The sequence below is a fragment of the Moritella sp. genome (assembly GCF_013215705.1).
GTDB lineage: Bacteria > Pseudomonadota > Gammaproteobacteria > Enterobacterales > Moritellaceae > Moritella.
Map to the genome: position 1 here is coordinate 50,248 of NZ_JABSQR010000014.1, position 15,264 is coordinate 65,511.

Below are 15,264 nucleotides of genomic sequence, written 5' to 3' on the forward strand. Positions count from 1 at the left end.
CACTCACACCTTAATATATTCTACTCTTAGTATTTACCTCACAATATCGTGGCTTAATACGCGCGTAATCCCACAGATTCCCAACGATTACCTTGCTGGATTGTAACCTAAGTTTGCGCGGCTTCACAAATGAGTGACGTTTGCGTAATTAATGTTTTTGTATTACTGTAACAACGTGTCACATACTTGAGATTTTCTTAAGTAGAAAACTAATAGAAAGGAATTTAACAGTATGCGTTTGTCCATTATAGCAACGGCTATTACTATTTCTACCGCCCTCACCTTAGTGGGCTGTGATAGTGATTCTGATTTTAATAAGATCGAAGCAAGAACGGCCAAAATTAGCTATAACCCACTAGTGGGTAATGTTTCAACGCCGAATAATTTATTGTTTAGTGGCAGCCTTGATGGCACGATTAACTTACCTGACGAAGCCGGTATTACTGAAGTTAAAGACTATCAAAATATTAGCTTAGTGCAGGGCGCATTGGACGGCTGGCAGTTATCTGTACCGTTTAGTATTCCACTTGTATATGGCGACAAAAATGCCAGTTATCATGCGATTAATGATATTAAATTAGACGTGAACAGCATGGCTGAAGGCGTGCTGATATATAAAGTTAACGCGAGTGGATTCGCCGGTAATTGTGGTGGTGTTCCCGCTGGAGTAACCTGCAATATTGAAGGGAAATTACTCTTTGATACCGACTATACCGCGACATTTTCAAACGGAGCTATCGTAGTCACACCACTAAAACCGTTCTCGCCAGCAACATCTTATATGGTAGTGGTTACCGATCAACTTAAAGATGTGCAAGGGCGCACAGTAGCGACCAGTGCTGGCTATCAGCTATTAAGTTCTCCAATCACTGTTGATGATAGTGCTACAGTGATTGGCTTAAAAACACTGACTAAAATTAATCATGACTTGCTTGTTGGCGAAGGCATGACTGATACGCCGATTTACTCTGCGGTGTTTACCACGCAATCGGTTGGTAACGTGTTGACTAAGTTGAAGGAAATTTATGATGAATTGGCGACTGTCGATGGCACACTAAAAATGGAAGCATTGTTCGATACTGGCGCTACCGCGGAAAATATTGCTGACGTTTACTTAGGTGACAGTACCGACAGTTTTAAAGCTGCGAAGTATTATAAGACAACCATCAATGCACCTTATTATCTGTCTGATCTTGCTCCCTTAGTCCAGACTGCGGCAGATATGAATCGCTGGGCACAAGCGAAATCCGATAGTCCAATTGCAATATTACAGTTACTCAAATCAAACGCAGACTTTGCTAGTCAAGTTAGTCCAACCAGCTTCTGGGCTCAAGCGGGACAAGCGATAGCAACGGACCCTGATATAAATCCAGACTTTGATTTAGTCGATTTTGTTGCTGCTCTTGCTGCTGCTGCAGCTCCTGGTGGCGATCCTGATTTGGCCCTTGGAATGCTAGAAAAGTCCGGTTTAACGGGTTTAACTTATCAGGATGGTGGTGAAAAAAAGGTGGATCTAGCGCGACATCTCACGGCGTATAACGCGATTCCCGCAGCCTTAAGTACAGCAACCTTAGAGGTAGATGTGTATTTACCTGATGAAGGCTTAACAGGCTTAACTATGCCTGCAGATGGCTGGCCTGTGGTAATTTTCCAACATGGTATTACGACATTAAAAGAAACTGCAGCTGCAATAGCGCCGAGTTACGCTGCGGCAGGTTTTGCAGTAGTGGCGATTGATTTACCTTATCATGGCAGTCGTGGTTTATTAAAGAATGGTGATGGTGTCTATGGACTGAGTGCCAGTGACAGCTTTAAATCCGCAGCACCTTATGCAAATGCGGACGCACAAGTGTTTGCTAACTTGGGCAGCTTCTTGAGTATCCGTGAAAACTTACGTCAAGCCACTGCAGATTTATTTGCTTTACGGGCAACGTTACAAGCAGCTACTGCACCTAGCCAGCTTGATGGTTCTAAGGTTCACTTTGCTGGTCAGTCGTTAGGTTCGATTGTGGGTGTTCCGTTCACTGCATTAGCAGGTGTTAATGGTACTTATGCCTTAAAAAGTTCAGCGTTAAACGTACCAGGTGCGGGTTTAGCGGGAATATTCCAATATTCACCAAGCTTTGGTCCTTTGGTAGAAGCAGGGTTGAAAACTAATGCAGGTTATGTTGGACTCATCGCTGCAGGGTTAGGTTTTAAAGATACAGACAGTAGTACAGCATTAGAAAAATTTGCCGCTTATGAAATTGCTGAGCCAGTGGCTGCAAAGCAGGCGATCGATGTGAACTACCCGGCTTTTGCTGAGGTTTTTGGTTCGATAGCACAGACTGTTGTTGATGGTACTGACCCGTTAAGTTATGCCACACTTGGTGCTTTTACTGTTCCAACCATATTACATGAAGTAGTGGGTGACGGCAGTGAAGGTTCGGGCGATCAAACCATTCCAAATACCGTCGCTAATAAACCGTTAGTGGGGACTGAGGCATTAATCGCCACACTTGGATTAGAAGGTACAGATACCACTGCAGTGGGCAGTTATGCAGTACGCTTTAATCAAGGTAGTCATGGCTCTTTGATTAGTCCTGCAGCAAGCATGGATGTGACGGTGGAGATGCAAACTCAGTTAGTCAGTTATGCCGTTACAGCCTCTGCTGGTCCCGCAACTGTAGTTATTGGTAATAACACCGTGATTGCACCTGTGATGTAATCTTATTGGTGAGGCGGTATTTAAGATATGACAAAAATGCCAGCTGTCACTTTTAAGATTATGGATAAATGAATAGGCTGTTTATCCGCGAGTCACGTAGGCGCTAATTATGACTGTGAGGTCATGATTAGCGCCTTTTTTTTATTCAACCAGTAATGTGTCGGTTTTAGCCGCGCACACAAAATCATTCTTATGTAAGCCTTTAATACTGTGCGACCACCAGGTGATCGTTACTTTGCCCCATTCTGTTAATAGTGCAGGGTGATGGCCTTCAACTTCTGCCATATCCGCCACTCGATTGGTAAATGCGATCGCTTGTTTAAAGTTTTTAAACTTAAACTCGCGTTCTAATTGCATGATGTGGTCACGTACTTCCACCGTCCAATCTGGGATTTGATTCACTAATACGGCTAATTCAGCATCGCTGACTTGTGGGGCATCGGCGCGACATGCTTGGCAACTTTGTAAATTTAATTCTGTCATGATGATTACTCTTTTCTATTATTATTAAAATAAAAGGGTTAAATACAGGTTCTGTCTAACAAGCTGCATCTTCTTTTGGTGCATAAGCCGATGGTTTCATGCCTAATTTTTTGGCTTCTTTAATTAAGCTAATTAAATCTAGCTTAATTAACTGTTGTAAGTCGGATAGCTGGTTAATTACAAAGTAATTCTTTTGTAACTCATCAATACGGTAATGAGTGCGAAATGCTTCTATCACTTGCAGTGGCTGGCGATTGGGAATATCGCTGTCTAAGCTGTAGCAGGTTTCTTGTTTCGACGACAGAATACCACCACCAAAGATCTTCAAACCTTGCTGACTTTGCATTAAACCAAACTCAATAGTGAACCAGTATAAACGTGCCAGCATAGGACGATCGGCTTTGTCGGCCTTTAACCCCAATACACCGTAATGCTGAGAAAAATCTGCGTAAGCCTGATTGGTCAGCAGTGGGCAGTGACCAAACAATTCATGAAAAATATCCGGCTCTTGAATGTAGTCTATGTCTGCTTTGGTGCGAATGAAAGTAGCTGCCGGAAAACGTTTGGTCGCCAGCAATTCAAAAAATCGTTCAAAACCAATTAAAGCAGGCACGTTCTCGACTTGCCAACCGGTTAATTTTTTTAATTTACGATTGATATCCGGCAGCTGCGGAATACGGTCGGCGCCCATTTGTAGCAGTTCGATACCGGCAATAAATTCATCACAAGCACGGCCTTTAATAATCTCGGTTTGACGGTTGTAGAGTGTCGCCCAAGTATTGTGTTCCTCATCGCTATAATTGATGTACCCGTGTTGGTCTGGCTGGTGTGAAACATATTTTGGTGTCGGGTCAATTGCTAAAGATGAGTTCATTATTATTTCCTACCGCTGTGTTATTCAATTGATATTTAGATTAACCTTAATTCGATGTACATTACAGATTCAGGAAAATGATAAATAAACCAGTACAGTTATAGGAATCTGTTACTGTACTGGTGAGTAATTGTATAAACTGTACTGGTTTATGCCGTATCAACTATGTAATGCGTCAAAATAACGTTTCAACATGAAATTATAAAAGTAGCCAACATCAATGACGAGAGTAATGACTAAAGTATTGTTATATCAGCAAATAGCTGACGATCTACGCGACCTTATAACTCAGGGGGTGTATTTACCGGGTGATAAATTACCCTCGCTTAGAACCTTGTCGGTAAAGCGCAAAGTAAGCATTGCCACAATTCAAAGAGCGGTTGAAGAACTTGAGATCGTCGGCCTTATTGAAGCACGACCAAAATCGGGTTTTTACGTGTGTTTTAATACCCGTACTGACGTGGCGATTGAGCTGCCGAGTATCGCCATGAAACCCAAGTCGGTGAAGATCCACGAATTGGCCAGTCAGATATTTCATCAGTGCGGTGAGCCGGATATTGTTAATATGGGTACCTCGTATCCGTCGAGTGATTTTATGCCGACGCCGGCATTACAAAAAATAGCCAATCAAGTGATTAAACATCACATGGCGGATATTGTCGAAGTGCAGTTTTCTGCCGGTAATGCGGTATTACGTGATGCATTAGCTAAGCGTATGAATGAATCGGGTTGTCAGGTGTCATCAGATGATGTCATTGTTACCAATGGTTGTTTAGAGGCACTGTCGGTGTGTTTACGTGCGGTAGCAAAACCAGGCGCGACCATTGCTTTGGAGTCGCCGGGATTTGTTGGTTCATTGCAATTAATTGAATCATTAGGCTATAAAGCGCTGGAGATACCTTGCCATCCGGTCACTGGCATGAGCCTCGAAGCTTTGGAGTTAGCGTTAGAGCAGTGGCAGATATCGGCGGTATTAGTGGTACCGAGTTACAGCAATCCATTGGGCTCGTGTATGCCGGAAGTAAACCGTAAACAGCTGGTGGCGTTATTATCGGCTAACGATATCCCGTTAATCGAAGATGACTTGTTAGGTGATTTATCGTTTGATGGCTCACGTTTAAAACCCTGCAAGGCATTCGATAAAAAAGGCATGGTGCTGTATTGCTCGTCGGTATCGAAAACCATCGCCTCTGGATTACGGGTCGGCTGGATCGCGCCCGGTGCGTACTACAAAGAAGTTTCTTATTTTAAAACCTTTACCAATATCAGCGCACCGCAATTTTCGCAGATTGTCGTGGCGCAGTTTTATAACAGTGGTAAGTATGAGCGCCATGTTCGCCAATTGACGGCGAAAATCGCCAAACAGCTATATCAAATCCAATCCTTTATTCACCAATATTTCCCCGAAGGCACGCAGGTATCTAATCCGCAAGGCGGCTGTATTCTGTGGGTAGTATTACCTAAGGGGATAGATGGACACCAACTGCACCTTAAAGCGATTGAGATGGGCATTGGGATTATTCCGGGGCAACTCAGCAGTGCCACGAATAAGTTTGACCACTGTATCCGTATTAACTGTGCTTGCGACCCTAAGATTGATATGCAGGGCAGTATTAAAACACTGGCAGATATCGCCCATGCAATTTTGGGTAAATAGCTGTAGATATCTTAGGTAAATAGCGGCGGCTAAATTTCTCACCTCGCCATGACTAATATCAATTTTTATTGGCGGGTAGGGCGGTATAATCCCGCCTCCAGATCTATCCCATTCTTAAGTGATGCTTTTCTTGTCGTGTTTAGATGGTCTCTTTATGAGTGAAAATTATGAGTCAAAAACCTAATCTATCTACTGCTATGACTAATTTAATTACAGAAGTGCGCGGCGTGTTTCCGTTCTACGCACCGGAATCGAGTATTTGTGGTGATTCGTGTGAAGGTTGTCCGAAGAAGTTATTAGAATTAGTTGATTCTGAACTTTGTTATTGGGAAGACCAAGTTAAGCAGGGTACTGCGCCGACTTTTGATGAATTAAACCGCGTTGGTAAATTGTGTAAAAATGTTCGACGTGGTTTAAAGCGTAATGGCTTGGTTAATTAGACCTTTTTAATAATATATATAGTGGAAAATTGATGTTTACATTGAGATCCAGACGATAATTTATTATATTAATTCTTATTCGCATTTGTGGTTTTTTATAATGACGCCATACGTTTCGCTTGTACGCATAAAAATTTTAACTCATGAATAATATTATTTTATTGAGTTTATTTATCATTCATTATTTTGCGTTACGTAAAATATCGCCGAACGGTTTAGATCGTCATTCACTCATGTTTAGATTATTTTTATCTTACCTTCTTGTCGTGATTATTTTAAACGTAACATACACTTACTCTCTAATATTCGGCGTGATAGTTATATTTGATATATTGGCGATAGCGGTATTTTATTTTGGTTCGCTGAATTTAGAAAAATACAAAAAAGATGTATTTTATAGCTTGAAAATAGCGCCATTAATGGCATTGTTTCATCCTATCCAGGTATACGTATTTAATTGGGCTGGGGTCTAGAACCCCCCTTGTCTTAGCTTTTAATCTTATCTGTATTTTATATCTCGGTATCTCGAAATTAAAATAAAGCATTGAAATCTAATGAGGTATACAGCATTATTCCAATAATTCTCATTCGCGTTGTTTGCGGGTGACATAGTGAGGTTAAAAATGGTAAAGGCCATCAAGTTGATGCTTTGTGATTTTGAAAATAAATTAGCAGAATCTGAAAATGGGCAACAAGAAATTGAACAGCTGGTGATCCAAATGGAAATGTATATTAAGAAGGCCAAAGAACTGCAGTGGCAGAGCTAATTGGGCTACACATTAAGACGTGAAGCACCACTGCGTGTTACGAATTTTATGTAAGAAGTTCATCATCTGCTAACGGGGGTCTAGAACCCCTTTGCCCCCAGTGGGGAAAGAGGCTAATAATCAGCAATCTAGGCTACATCAAAAGAAAAATAATGGCGGCAGAATGGCGACATGTTAACGCCGTTTTAAGCGAAAAATAATGGTTGTCTATAATCGCGAAGCGATGGCCAACTGTTATTTTGCCGACTTGAAAACACTTGTTAGCTTTATTCTTTAACGGTCGAATCAAAATCAGATTTTCCATTCATTGCATCGGAGAAAGTTACTGAAATTCGATCTTTGTTTGATTTTCGATCTAATGCACTCATTCTAGAGTCATATACGGTTTTACATTTAGAGTCTCTTTGTAGCTCTCTATTGGACATCTCTTCAACCGAGTACCAAAGCCACTGAGAATTACCTTTAAATACATAATCAGCTAATCGCTGACATAGCTCCCAATCATCCCAAGATGCAGCTCTTTCAGCAGGTGGAAGTTTTACACAGCCATTTATAAATGCAGATATTAATATTACTTGTAAGATTCGCTTCATATAAACCCCATGGATAAAGCTAACATTTATATAGCAGGACGTCTCGCTCCCTCAAATCTGTTCACTTTAGTCAACAGCAACGAATTAAATGAAAAATAAAATAAAATTACAATCTGACATTAAAACCGATTCAGAGAAAGTGTGCTGTCCTGTTATTTATTTTTTAAGTCCTGTTAATTATTAACAATGACAAATATACGGCTGATTCTATTAGCATTTTAATTTAGAGCAAGGAAAAAAAAGACTATTTCCTGACAAACTGTGACTCAACGGAGAAATAAACAAATAACACTGTATAAAACCATAGTTTTTGATTAAAAATGGCGGCGTAAAATAGGTAAAATAGGTAAAATAGGTAAAATAGGTAAAATAGGTAAAATAGGTAGAATAGGTGAAATATGTAGAATAAGTAGCTGATTGGATAATAACGTCAAGATAGGTAATTAAAATATGGTTGTATATACAGTGGTCAACTGAGTTTCAACTCCCCCCGGCTCTAATCATTTTTTTACAACGAAAAAAGCCAACAACCTTGAATAATTAAATACTCAAATGTCATTGGCTTTGTATTGTTATTCTTCTAATTTATAAAAACTAATTAACCGCTTATTTAGCTGCTAAATAATCCAATACTACTTGGTGATGTTCTTTAGTCTTAAACTTGCTGTATTCGCCTTCTAACGGCACTGCTTTAAGCGATGCTGAAGTGAATACGTGTTCAATAGTACCGAGTTCATCGATTAAGAAAGACAGACGGTGGATACCATCAAATTCCTTACCCATGAATTTTTTAAGGCCCCAGACGCCGAATCCGTCTGCGACTGCATGGTCAGGGTCTGACAGTAGGCTAAAGTTTAATTCATCACGGTCGCTGAATTTAGTTAGGCGCTCAACTTCATCTGGGCTGATGCCAACTACGACTACATTTAACTCAGTTAATGCTGTGATATTATCACGTAGTTTTTGCGCTTGTGTTGTACAACCCGGCGTCATTGCTTTTGGGTAGAAATAAGCTAAGACTTTTTTGCCTGCGAATGAATCAAGAGAAATGCTTTCATTATGTTGATTGAGCAGAGTAAACGATGGTGCTTTATCACCAGACTTTAAAGTTTGCATGAATATGAGTCCTAACTATTAACAGATTATGAATAAATCGTATGAGACTATTGTGCGGGAGTTTTTCCATCTCGACAAGGACTATTACGAATAGGCATTAATGGACTCAGCACATGGATAAAACATGAGTAAAATGTTGATAAACAGTGATAAATAGTATTTAAGGAGAGCACAGTGCAAACATTGACTAACTTGTGGACCCTACTGAATCGCTTGAACAGATTTAGTTTCAAGGTCAATGCCGACAATGACTCTGTCACCGGTTGGCGGGGTGAAGGACAGGGCTTAATTAAACGCCGTGCCAGTACTTATGATATGAAAACGGACGAACCTGGATCCGGCGCGATTATCGAAACTATCGAGCGTGGCGATTATTACGTGACAGCAGATCGTAAAGTGTCGATGCATAACCAATATTTGTGGCAGTTCGAAGGCGATTATATTCGTTTAACCCATTTACGCTTTGGTTGGGATAAACCGGTATTTTTGTTTGATATTATTGAAAATGGCCAGGGTGAATTGGTTACGCGTCAATCACATCAATGTGCGGCAGATAATTATGATGCCTCATTTTTATTACACGCCGACAGTCTGGTTATGCAGTGGCGCATCCAGGGGCCTAAGAAGTGTGAAGTCTTAGATTATATTTATTCGGTATATACCCAAGCTACTTCAAGATGCTATATCAGAGACGAGCAGGGATAACAGAACAAGGCGCAATATGTAGATAATGGTTATTCCATTTTCAAATATTGCAACGCGGTGCTGTTATTCCTGCTCGCCTCCCGCAGGGCAAAACGAACGAAGGCATCTTCGGCGTTATGAAGTCTTGATTTAGAATAACTAAATCCTCGACTTCATGCCTTGAATATACGCTTCTTTCGGTTTGCTGATTGTGCATCTTGAAGTCGCTTGGGTATAAGGGGGATTCGCGCGTTCTTTGTTCTTAGGTCTATCGTCAACTATACTTTCTCCTACTTATAAACACTATTTTGCATCGATAACTTTGACGTTAAATACGTTATTTGAGAACGCCATGGAACTGCTAGATTTAATTGGTAATACGCCGTTAATTAATCTGAGCTTTCTGAGCCCACAGCCTGAGCGTATCAGCTTGTTTGCCAAAGCCGAGTGGATGAACCCCGGCGGTTCACTTAAAGACCGCTCGGTAAAACTGATCCTAACGCGCGGTATTGAAGACGGGCTGCTACAACCAGGTAAAATAATTCTCGATTCCAGTAGCGGTAATGCCGGTATTTCTTACAGCATGATTGGCGCAGCGCTCGGCTATGCGGTCAACATCGTGATCCCCGACAATGCCAGCAATGAAAGAAAAATGCGTCTGCGAGCCCATGGTGCGCAGCTGGTCGAGACCGATGCGTTAGAAGGTTACGATCAAGCCATTCGTCATGTGCATGAATTATATGCCAACTCACCAGATAAATACTTCTTTGCTGACCAATACAGTAATCAAGCCAATGTGCTTGCGCATTACCACGGCACCGCTGCAGAGCTCATCGCACAGGTATCAGGGCCCATTACCCATTTTGTCTGTGGTGTTGGCACTGGCGGCTCATTAACGGGCATCGCGAGGCGACTAAAAGCCAAATATCCGGCGGTTGTCATCGTGGGCATTCGCCCCGAGCGTTGGCCGGGTATCGAAGGCCTAAAACCCTTGGGCGAAAAAGAAGATATCTTACCGAAAATTTTTGACGGCTCTTTGGTTGATCGTTGGCTTGATGTGAGCGCGGATGAAGCAAAAAGCATGTGTCTTACTATGGCTCGTCGAGGTTATTTTGTCGGGCAATCGTCGGGGGCGTACCTTGCGGGCAGCTGCAAATTAATGGCGGAATTGTCAGAAGGGGTGGTGACCACTTTAATGTGTGACAGTGGTGAGCGTTATTTCAGTACGGGGCTGTGGCAATCATGACGATTGAAATTAATGATGCGATCAAGTCAGCGATGCTGGATCAGGCAGAATCTTGTTTTCCCAATGAGAGCTGTGGTTTTATTATTGGTTCATACGCAGCTGGCGTGGCTAAGGGCGATTATTATATCCCCTGTGACAATGATTACGGCCACAATCAACAGCGCCGTTTTCTTATTGATCCCATGGCTTATCAACTAGCCGAAGATACGGCTGATGCCAACGGGCAAAGCATCATTAGTATTGTCCATTCTCACCCTGATCATCCCGACCAGCCCTCTGAATTTGACCGGTTGCATGCCTGGCCTGGGCTCAGTTACATCATTATTGCGGTGTTTGCGGGTCGCGTGCGCAGTTATCGGTCGTGGCAATTGAGCGATGATCGCAGTGAATTCCATCAGGAAGTTATTAATCCGGGAGATTAATATGATGACAGTAACGCTAAAAATCCCATCTCCGTTGCGACGTTTTACCGATAATAGCAGTGCCGTAGAGGTTGAAGCTGACAGTGTTGCGACGGCACTTGAACAGCTATTTATACTGTATCCAGATCTGAAATTACAAGTCATGGATGACAGCGGACAGCTGCGTAATTTTGTTAATCTATTTCACGACAAGGTCGATATTCGCCAGCTGCAAGGATTAAATACCCGTTTACACCAAGGCAGTGAACTGCGTATCGTCCCGGCTATCGCGGGTGGTAGTGACAGCCGTTTATCTGCGCTGGAGTTGAGTCGTTATAGCCGCCATATCATGTTGCCCGAAATGGGCATTGCAGGGCAAGAGTCGCTAAAATCTGCCAGTATTTTAATTATTGGCGCGGGTGGATTAGGTTGCCCGTTGGGTTTGTATCTTGCTGCTGCGGGGGTTGGCCATTTAGGTATAGTGGATAATGACGTTGTCGATGAATCTAATTTGCAACGGCAAGTCTTGTATACCATCGATGATATCGGCAAGCCGAAAGTCGATTGTGCCGCGGCACGTCTGCGTCAGCTTAATCCTTATATTAAAATCAGTTGTTATGCTGAGCTACTGACCAGTGCCAATGCGATGCAGTTGATTGAACCTTATGATCTGGTGATTGATGGTACCGATAATTTCCCCACCCGTTATCTGGTGAATGATGCTTGTGTATTGCTGAATAAACCGAATATTTACGGCAGTATTTTTCGCTTCGACGGTCAGGCAACTGTGTTTAACTATCAACAAGGGCCCTGTTATCGTTGTCTTTATCCAACGCCGCCACCGCCAGGGTTAGTGCCTTCTTGCGCCGAAGGTGGTGTGCTTGGGGTATTACCGGCGATTATCGCTTCAATTCAGGCGACCGAAGCGATTAAAATGCTGACCAAAATGGGGGATAGCTTATCTGGTAAGCTGTTGCTATATGATGCGCTGCAAATGGAGTTTGAATATCTGCAGATTGAGAAAAACCCGGATTGCCCGTTATGTGGTAAATATCCGTCGATTCATGCATTGATCGATTATCAGCAATTTTGTGGTATTACAACCAGCAGCGAACCGCGCAGTTATCAGGACATCAGCCCGCAGACGTTGAAACAGTGGTTGGATGTTAAAGAACCCTTCGTTTTAATCGACGTGAGAGAACCTTATGAACGCGAAATTTGTAAGATAATGGAGAGCCAGCATATCCCTATGGCTCAGATCGATGCGCATATGGCGGAGTTCAAACCCGAGCAAGTACTGGTGGTTCACTGTAAGTTAGGGGGGCGCTCTGCGAAAGTGTGTCAACAGTTTACTGCTCAGGGTTATAAGCATGTTTTTAATCTCACTGGTGGTATTTTAGCTTGGGTGGATGCCATCGATAATAAGTTGATTCGTTATTAGTTACAGTCTGTAATAATGCACGCCATTTACAATGAAACTACCTGTCACTTATCATAAATTGAAAAAAATTATAAAACTCCATCATATTGGCACCTCTAAAGTGGTAATCACTCTCTTTGAGGTGTATTTTAATGCTGTTAAATCACTGAATAACAATATATTAATAATGAATAAGTTTGTTTATGTGGTTTTTTGTTTTCAATTAACAGCGTTATAAATGGAGTTTGTAATGAAAAAACATTTCTTGCTAATTGCTGGTAGCTTGATGGCTATCGGGTTTGCTCAGGCAGATGGTATAGCATCAAAAAGCCAATTATCTATGGTCAATAATCAACATCAACATCAACATCCACAGTTATCACAGATGCAGGATGTAACCGAACGTCCCCCAATGACATTGCCTGAACTGACAATCTATCCTCGCCTAGAGCGGTTTACTATGTTGTCGGATGCAGCAATACCAAATATTAATGAAAGTTGTTCCGTAACTGAATTCACCAGCCGAACAGGCCGGAATTTGACCGATTATGTGACTGGGGTTTCTAGCGACTGTATTAATAAACAGTTTTCTGTAACGGGCGCTGATGCTGCCGACATTTTTAATGAAAACAACATGCTCACGATTACAGATTCTTTCCGCTCAGCGAGTCGTCGCTACAAGGGGAATAACAGTGATAACATTCTTAATTTAGCACTGTTTTTAAGAGCCGGTTATTATATCCAGTTTTATCAACGAGATGCTGTAGGTGAGTACTCTAATGCGATCAAACAGTCATCCTTGATCGCATTAGATGAATTTTTCAAAAATGAACATTTTACTGATGTAACAGATGAACACGGTAAAGTGCTTTCTGAAGTATTAATGCTGGTGGACAGTTCCGGTCACAATGCCGATTTTATTGATGTTGTGAACGATATACTGGTGCGTTTTGATAATAGCTGGAATGATTCACGCAATATGAGTGCGGCGATTAACTCGGTATTTACTATCCTATGGCGGGGCCAATGGACAGATGATTTTGCTGAACACCTTGCAAGAGATAATAGTATTGTCGATACCCTCAAAGTGTTTATTGATAAGCAGGACTATCTTATCGGCACCGATCATGAGTATTTAATCAATAATGCGGCTAAAGAGCTGGGGCGCATGCTTAACTATGCACCTTCAGTACAAAATAAGGTAAAACCTTACTTACTTGAATTACTCCGTAATAATAGTATGAGTGGTCGCGGAAGCGGTATCTGGTTAGCCGCTGCAGAAATGGTGGACTATTACAGTAATTGTGAAGAATACAATATCTGTGGTTATAAAAAACAATTGGAGCAACAAGTCCTTCCTATAAGTTATACATGTAGTCCGACAATTCAGATCCGTGCTCAGTCTATGACTCAGGATGAGCTGGAGCAGTCATGTGAACAAATGGCGAAGGAAGAGATTTACTTCCACGCAAAACTTAATACGGGTTATCAGCCAGTGACGGATGATCATAATTCGGCACTGGAAGTGGTGATCTTCAATGATACCGCTAATTATAAACAGTACGCGGGCACTTTTTTTGGGATTAGCACTGATAACGGTGGCATGTATTTGGAAGGTGAGCCTTCTGCTCCTAATAATCAGGCGCGTTTTATTGCCTATGAAGCGGATTGGATCACAGATCGCTTTGAGGTTTGGAACCTTAAGCATGAGTATGTTCATTATCTTGATGGGCGATACAATATCAAAGGTAATTTTAACGATTCAACAAAAGAATCGACTATTTGGTGGATTGAAGGTCTTGCTGAGTATATATCGCACGGTGATGATAATAGTGATGCGATTGAAGTTGGTAGGAATAATAATTATCAACTAAATGATCTATTTATGAATAATTATAAAAGTGGTCAAGAAAGAATTTACCGTGGTGGTTATCTAGCCGTCCGCTATATGTTTGAAAAACATGCTGTGGAAGTTAACAATATTCTTAATGAATTACGTCAAGGTAACTTCAGTAACTACGCCAGTTATATGTTAGCTATGGGTGATATTTATAATGCTGATTTCAGTTATTGGTTGACTGAACTTGGTAATGGCAACAATAGCGGTGGTAATAATAGCGGTGGTAATAATAGCGGTGGTAATAATAGCGGTGGTAATAATAACATCGGCGCGTGTATTACTCCTGAAGAAGCGAATGGGGTTTTAAGTCTCAATAGTCCTATCTGTGGTCTGTCTGGTACTGATTTAGCTTATTATTACTATTATGTAGAAGAAGCTGGCACCTTGTATTTTTCTACGCAGGGTGGCAGTGGCAATGCTGATCTTTATTTTAGTGACAGCTCATGGGCAACTGATACCAATTATACTTTATCGTCAGTACAGCAAGGGAATAATGAGCTGATCAGAGCGGATGTGTCTGCGGGTTGGGTATACTTGACGGTCAAAGGAGAACCTGATTTTTCTCATATAAAATTGATGGTCAGTAACATTGAACCTCAGCTACCAGTTAACAGCTGCATCGCTAGCGAAGACACTGACGGTTCGTTAACGGCAGGCCAAGCGGTTTGCGTTACCTCTGAACACCCAGAATACTTTGCTTATTATGTCGAAGATGATTCGACGTTATTCTTTAGTACTGAGGGCGGTGAAGGTGATGTAAATCTTTATTATAATGATGCTTCTTGGGCATCAAAAGATAGCTATCAACAATCCTCAACCAATAGTGGTAACCGTGAAGAAATTACAGTACATGCCAGTAAAGGCTGGGTATATCTTACTTTAGATGCAGCGGAAGCATACCGTAATGTTAGAGTAAAGGTTTCAACCTATTAGCATAGTCTGAGTTTTTATGTTTATGACTCCTCGACGTAATGAA

Annotated in this window: 14 protein-coding genes; 10 read left to right on the forward strand and 4 right to left on the reverse strand. The window is 41.6% G+C overall.

The features are described from left to right. The first annotated feature begins 232 nt into the window (after window positions 1–232). Window positions 233–2,707, forward strand: a complete 2,475-nt coding sequence (locus HRT96_RS10990) for a VolA/Pla-1 family phospholipase (protein ID WP_293156259.1) — start codon at window positions 233–235, stop codon at window positions 2,705–2,707. Window positions 2,708–2,848: 141 nt separating this feature from the next. On the opposite strand, the gene HRT96_RS10995 is transcribed toward HRT96_RS10990, so the two are convergent. Together HRT96_RS10995 and phhA are read right to left on the reverse strand one after the other, a co-directional pair. Further along, the gene (locus HRT96_RS10995) at window positions 2,849–3,190 is read right to left on the reverse strand and encodes a 4a-hydroxytetrahydrobiopterin dehydratase (RefSeq protein WP_293156263.1); all 342 of its coding nucleotides are present in this window, start codon (window positions 3,188–3,190) and stop codon (window positions 2,849–2,851) included. A 55-nt stretch (window positions 3,191–3,245) separates the two neighbouring features. Beyond that, complete coding sequence (gene phhA / locus HRT96_RS11000; protein WP_293156266.1) at window positions 3,246–4,064, reverse strand: phenylalanine 4-monooxygenase; 819 nt, start codon at window positions 4,062–4,064, stop codon at window positions 3,246–3,248. A 220-nt stretch (window positions 4,065–4,284) separates the two neighbouring features. Here phhA and HRT96_RS11005 point away from each other — a divergent pair, with 220 nt between their 5' ends. The 4 genes from HRT96_RS11005 (at window position 4,285) to HRT96_RS11020 (ending at window position 6,928) form a co-directional block, all read left to right on the forward strand. Then, window positions 4,285–5,721, forward strand: coding sequence for a PLP-dependent aminotransferase family protein (locus HRT96_RS11005; protein ID WP_293156269.1), 1,437 nt, complete (start codon window positions 4,285–4,287; stop codon window positions 5,719–5,721). Window positions 5,722–5,888: 167 nt separating this feature from the next. Then, window positions 5,889–6,161 carry a hypothetical protein gene (locus HRT96_RS11010; protein ID WP_293156271.1) on the forward strand — a complete coding sequence of 91 codons (273 nt, stop codon included), beginning with the start codon at window positions 5,889–5,891 and terminating at the stop codon, window positions 6,159–6,161. Window positions 6,162–6,304: 143 nt separating this feature from the next. Beyond that, window positions 6,305–6,634: a hypothetical protein gene (locus tag HRT96_RS11015; RefSeq protein ID WP_293156274.1), complete on the forward strand. Its 330-nt coding sequence runs from the start codon at window positions 6,305–6,307 to the stop codon at window positions 6,632–6,634. 150 nt (window positions 6,635–6,784) lie between these two features. After that, window positions 6,785–6,928, forward strand: a complete 144-nt coding sequence (locus tag HRT96_RS11020) for a hypothetical protein (protein WP_293156277.1) — start codon at window positions 6,785–6,787, stop codon at window positions 6,926–6,928. Between the two features lie 266 nt (window positions 6,929–7,194). Here HRT96_RS11020 and HRT96_RS11025 read toward each other — a convergent pair whose 3' ends face one another. Then, the gene (locus HRT96_RS11025; RefSeq protein ID WP_293156280.1) at window positions 7,195–7,521 is read right to left on the reverse strand and encodes a hypothetical protein; all 327 of its coding nucleotides are present in this window, start codon (window positions 7,519–7,521) and stop codon (window positions 7,195–7,197) included. A 606-nt stretch (window positions 7,522–8,127) separates the two neighbouring features. After that, window positions 8,128–8,637, reverse strand: coding sequence for a thioredoxin-dependent thiol peroxidase (gene bcp / locus HRT96_RS11030; RefSeq protein WP_293156283.1), 510 nt, complete (start codon window positions 8,635–8,637; stop codon window positions 8,128–8,130). A gap of 174 nt (window positions 8,638–8,811) precedes the next feature. Here bcp and HRT96_RS11035 point away from each other — a divergent pair, with 174 nt between their 5' ends. The 5 genes from HRT96_RS11035 (at window position 8,812) to HRT96_RS11055 (ending at window position 15,221) form a co-directional block, all read left to right on the forward strand. After that, window positions 8,812–9,342, forward strand: coding sequence for a DUF6314 family protein (locus HRT96_RS11035; RefSeq protein WP_293156286.1), 531 nt, complete (start codon window positions 8,812–8,814; stop codon window positions 9,340–9,342). Between the two features lie 331 nt (window positions 9,343–9,673). Then, window positions 9,674–10,567 (forward strand): PLP-dependent cysteine synthase family protein, encoded by an 894-nt coding sequence (locus HRT96_RS11040; protein WP_293156289.1) that lies wholly within the window; start codon window positions 9,674–9,676, stop codon window positions 10,565–10,567. Further along, window positions 10,564–10,989, forward strand: coding sequence for a M67 family metallopeptidase (locus HRT96_RS11045; protein ID WP_293156459.1), 426 nt, complete (start codon window positions 10,564–10,566; stop codon window positions 10,987–10,989). The genes HRT96_RS11040 and HRT96_RS11045 overlap by 4 nt, the downstream gene beginning before the upstream one ends. Before the next feature lies 1 nt (window position 10,990). Continuing rightward, the gene (moeB, locus tag HRT96_RS11050) at window positions 10,991–12,409 is read left to right on the forward strand and encodes a molybdopterin-synthase adenylyltransferase MoeB (protein ID WP_293156292.1); all 1,419 of its coding nucleotides are present in this window, start codon (window positions 10,991–10,993) and stop codon (window positions 12,407–12,409) included. 229 nt (window positions 12,410–12,638) lie between these two features. Then, complete coding sequence (locus tag HRT96_RS11055) at window positions 12,639–15,221, forward strand: M9 family metallopeptidase (protein ID WP_293156295.1); 2,583 nt, start codon at window positions 12,639–12,641, stop codon at window positions 15,219–15,221. The last annotated feature ends 43 nt before the right edge of the window (window positions 15,222–15,264 follow it).

Excerpts from the sequence above, each read along its gene's own strand:
- phhA (WP_293156266.1), bottom strand. The coding sequence starts at position 4,064 with ATGAACTCATCTTTAGCAATTGACCCGACACCAAAATATGTTTCACAC.
- HRT96_RS11010 (WP_293156271.1), top strand. The coding sequence starts at position 5,889 with ATGAGTCAAAAACCTAATCTATCTACTGCTATGACTAATTTAATTACA.
- HRT96_RS11015 (WP_293156274.1), top strand. The coding sequence starts at position 6,305 with ATGAATAATATTATTTTATTGAGTTTATTTATCATTCATTATTTTGCG.
- HRT96_RS11040 (WP_293156289.1), top strand. The coding sequence starts at position 9,674 with ATGGAACTGCTAGATTTAATTGGTAATACGCCGTTAATTAATCTGAGC.
- HRT96_RS10995 (WP_293156263.1), bottom strand. The coding sequence starts at position 3,190 with ATGACAGAATTAAATTTACAAAGTTGCCAAGCATGTCGCGCCGATGCC.
- HRT96_RS11005 (WP_293156269.1), top strand. The coding sequence starts at position 4,285 with ATGACGAGAGTAATGACTAAAGTATTGTTATATCAGCAAATAGCTGAC.
- HRT96_RS11045 (WP_293156459.1), top strand. The coding sequence starts at position 10,564 with ATGACGATTGAAATTAATGATGCGATCAAGTCAGCGATGCTGGATCAG.
- bcp (WP_293156283.1), bottom strand. The coding sequence starts at position 8,637 with ATGCAAACTTTAAAGTCTGGTGATAAAGCACCATCGTTTACTCTGCTC.
- HRT96_RS11055 (WP_293156295.1), top strand. The coding sequence starts at position 12,639 with ATGAAAAAACATTTCTTGCTAATTGCTGGTAGCTTGATGGCTATCGGG.
- moeB (WP_293156292.1), top strand. The coding sequence starts at position 10,991 with ATGATGACAGTAACGCTAAAAATCCCATCTCCGTTGCGACGTTTTACC.
- HRT96_RS11020 (WP_293156277.1), top strand. The coding sequence starts at position 6,785 with ATGGTAAAGGCCATCAAGTTGATGCTTTGTGATTTTGAAAATAAATTA.
- HRT96_RS10990 (WP_293156259.1), top strand. The coding sequence starts at position 233 with ATGCGTTTGTCCATTATAGCAACGGCTATTACTATTTCTACCGCCCTC.
- HRT96_RS11025 (WP_293156280.1), bottom strand. The coding sequence starts at position 7,521 with ATGAAGCGAATCTTACAAGTAATATTAATATCTGCATTTATAAATGGC.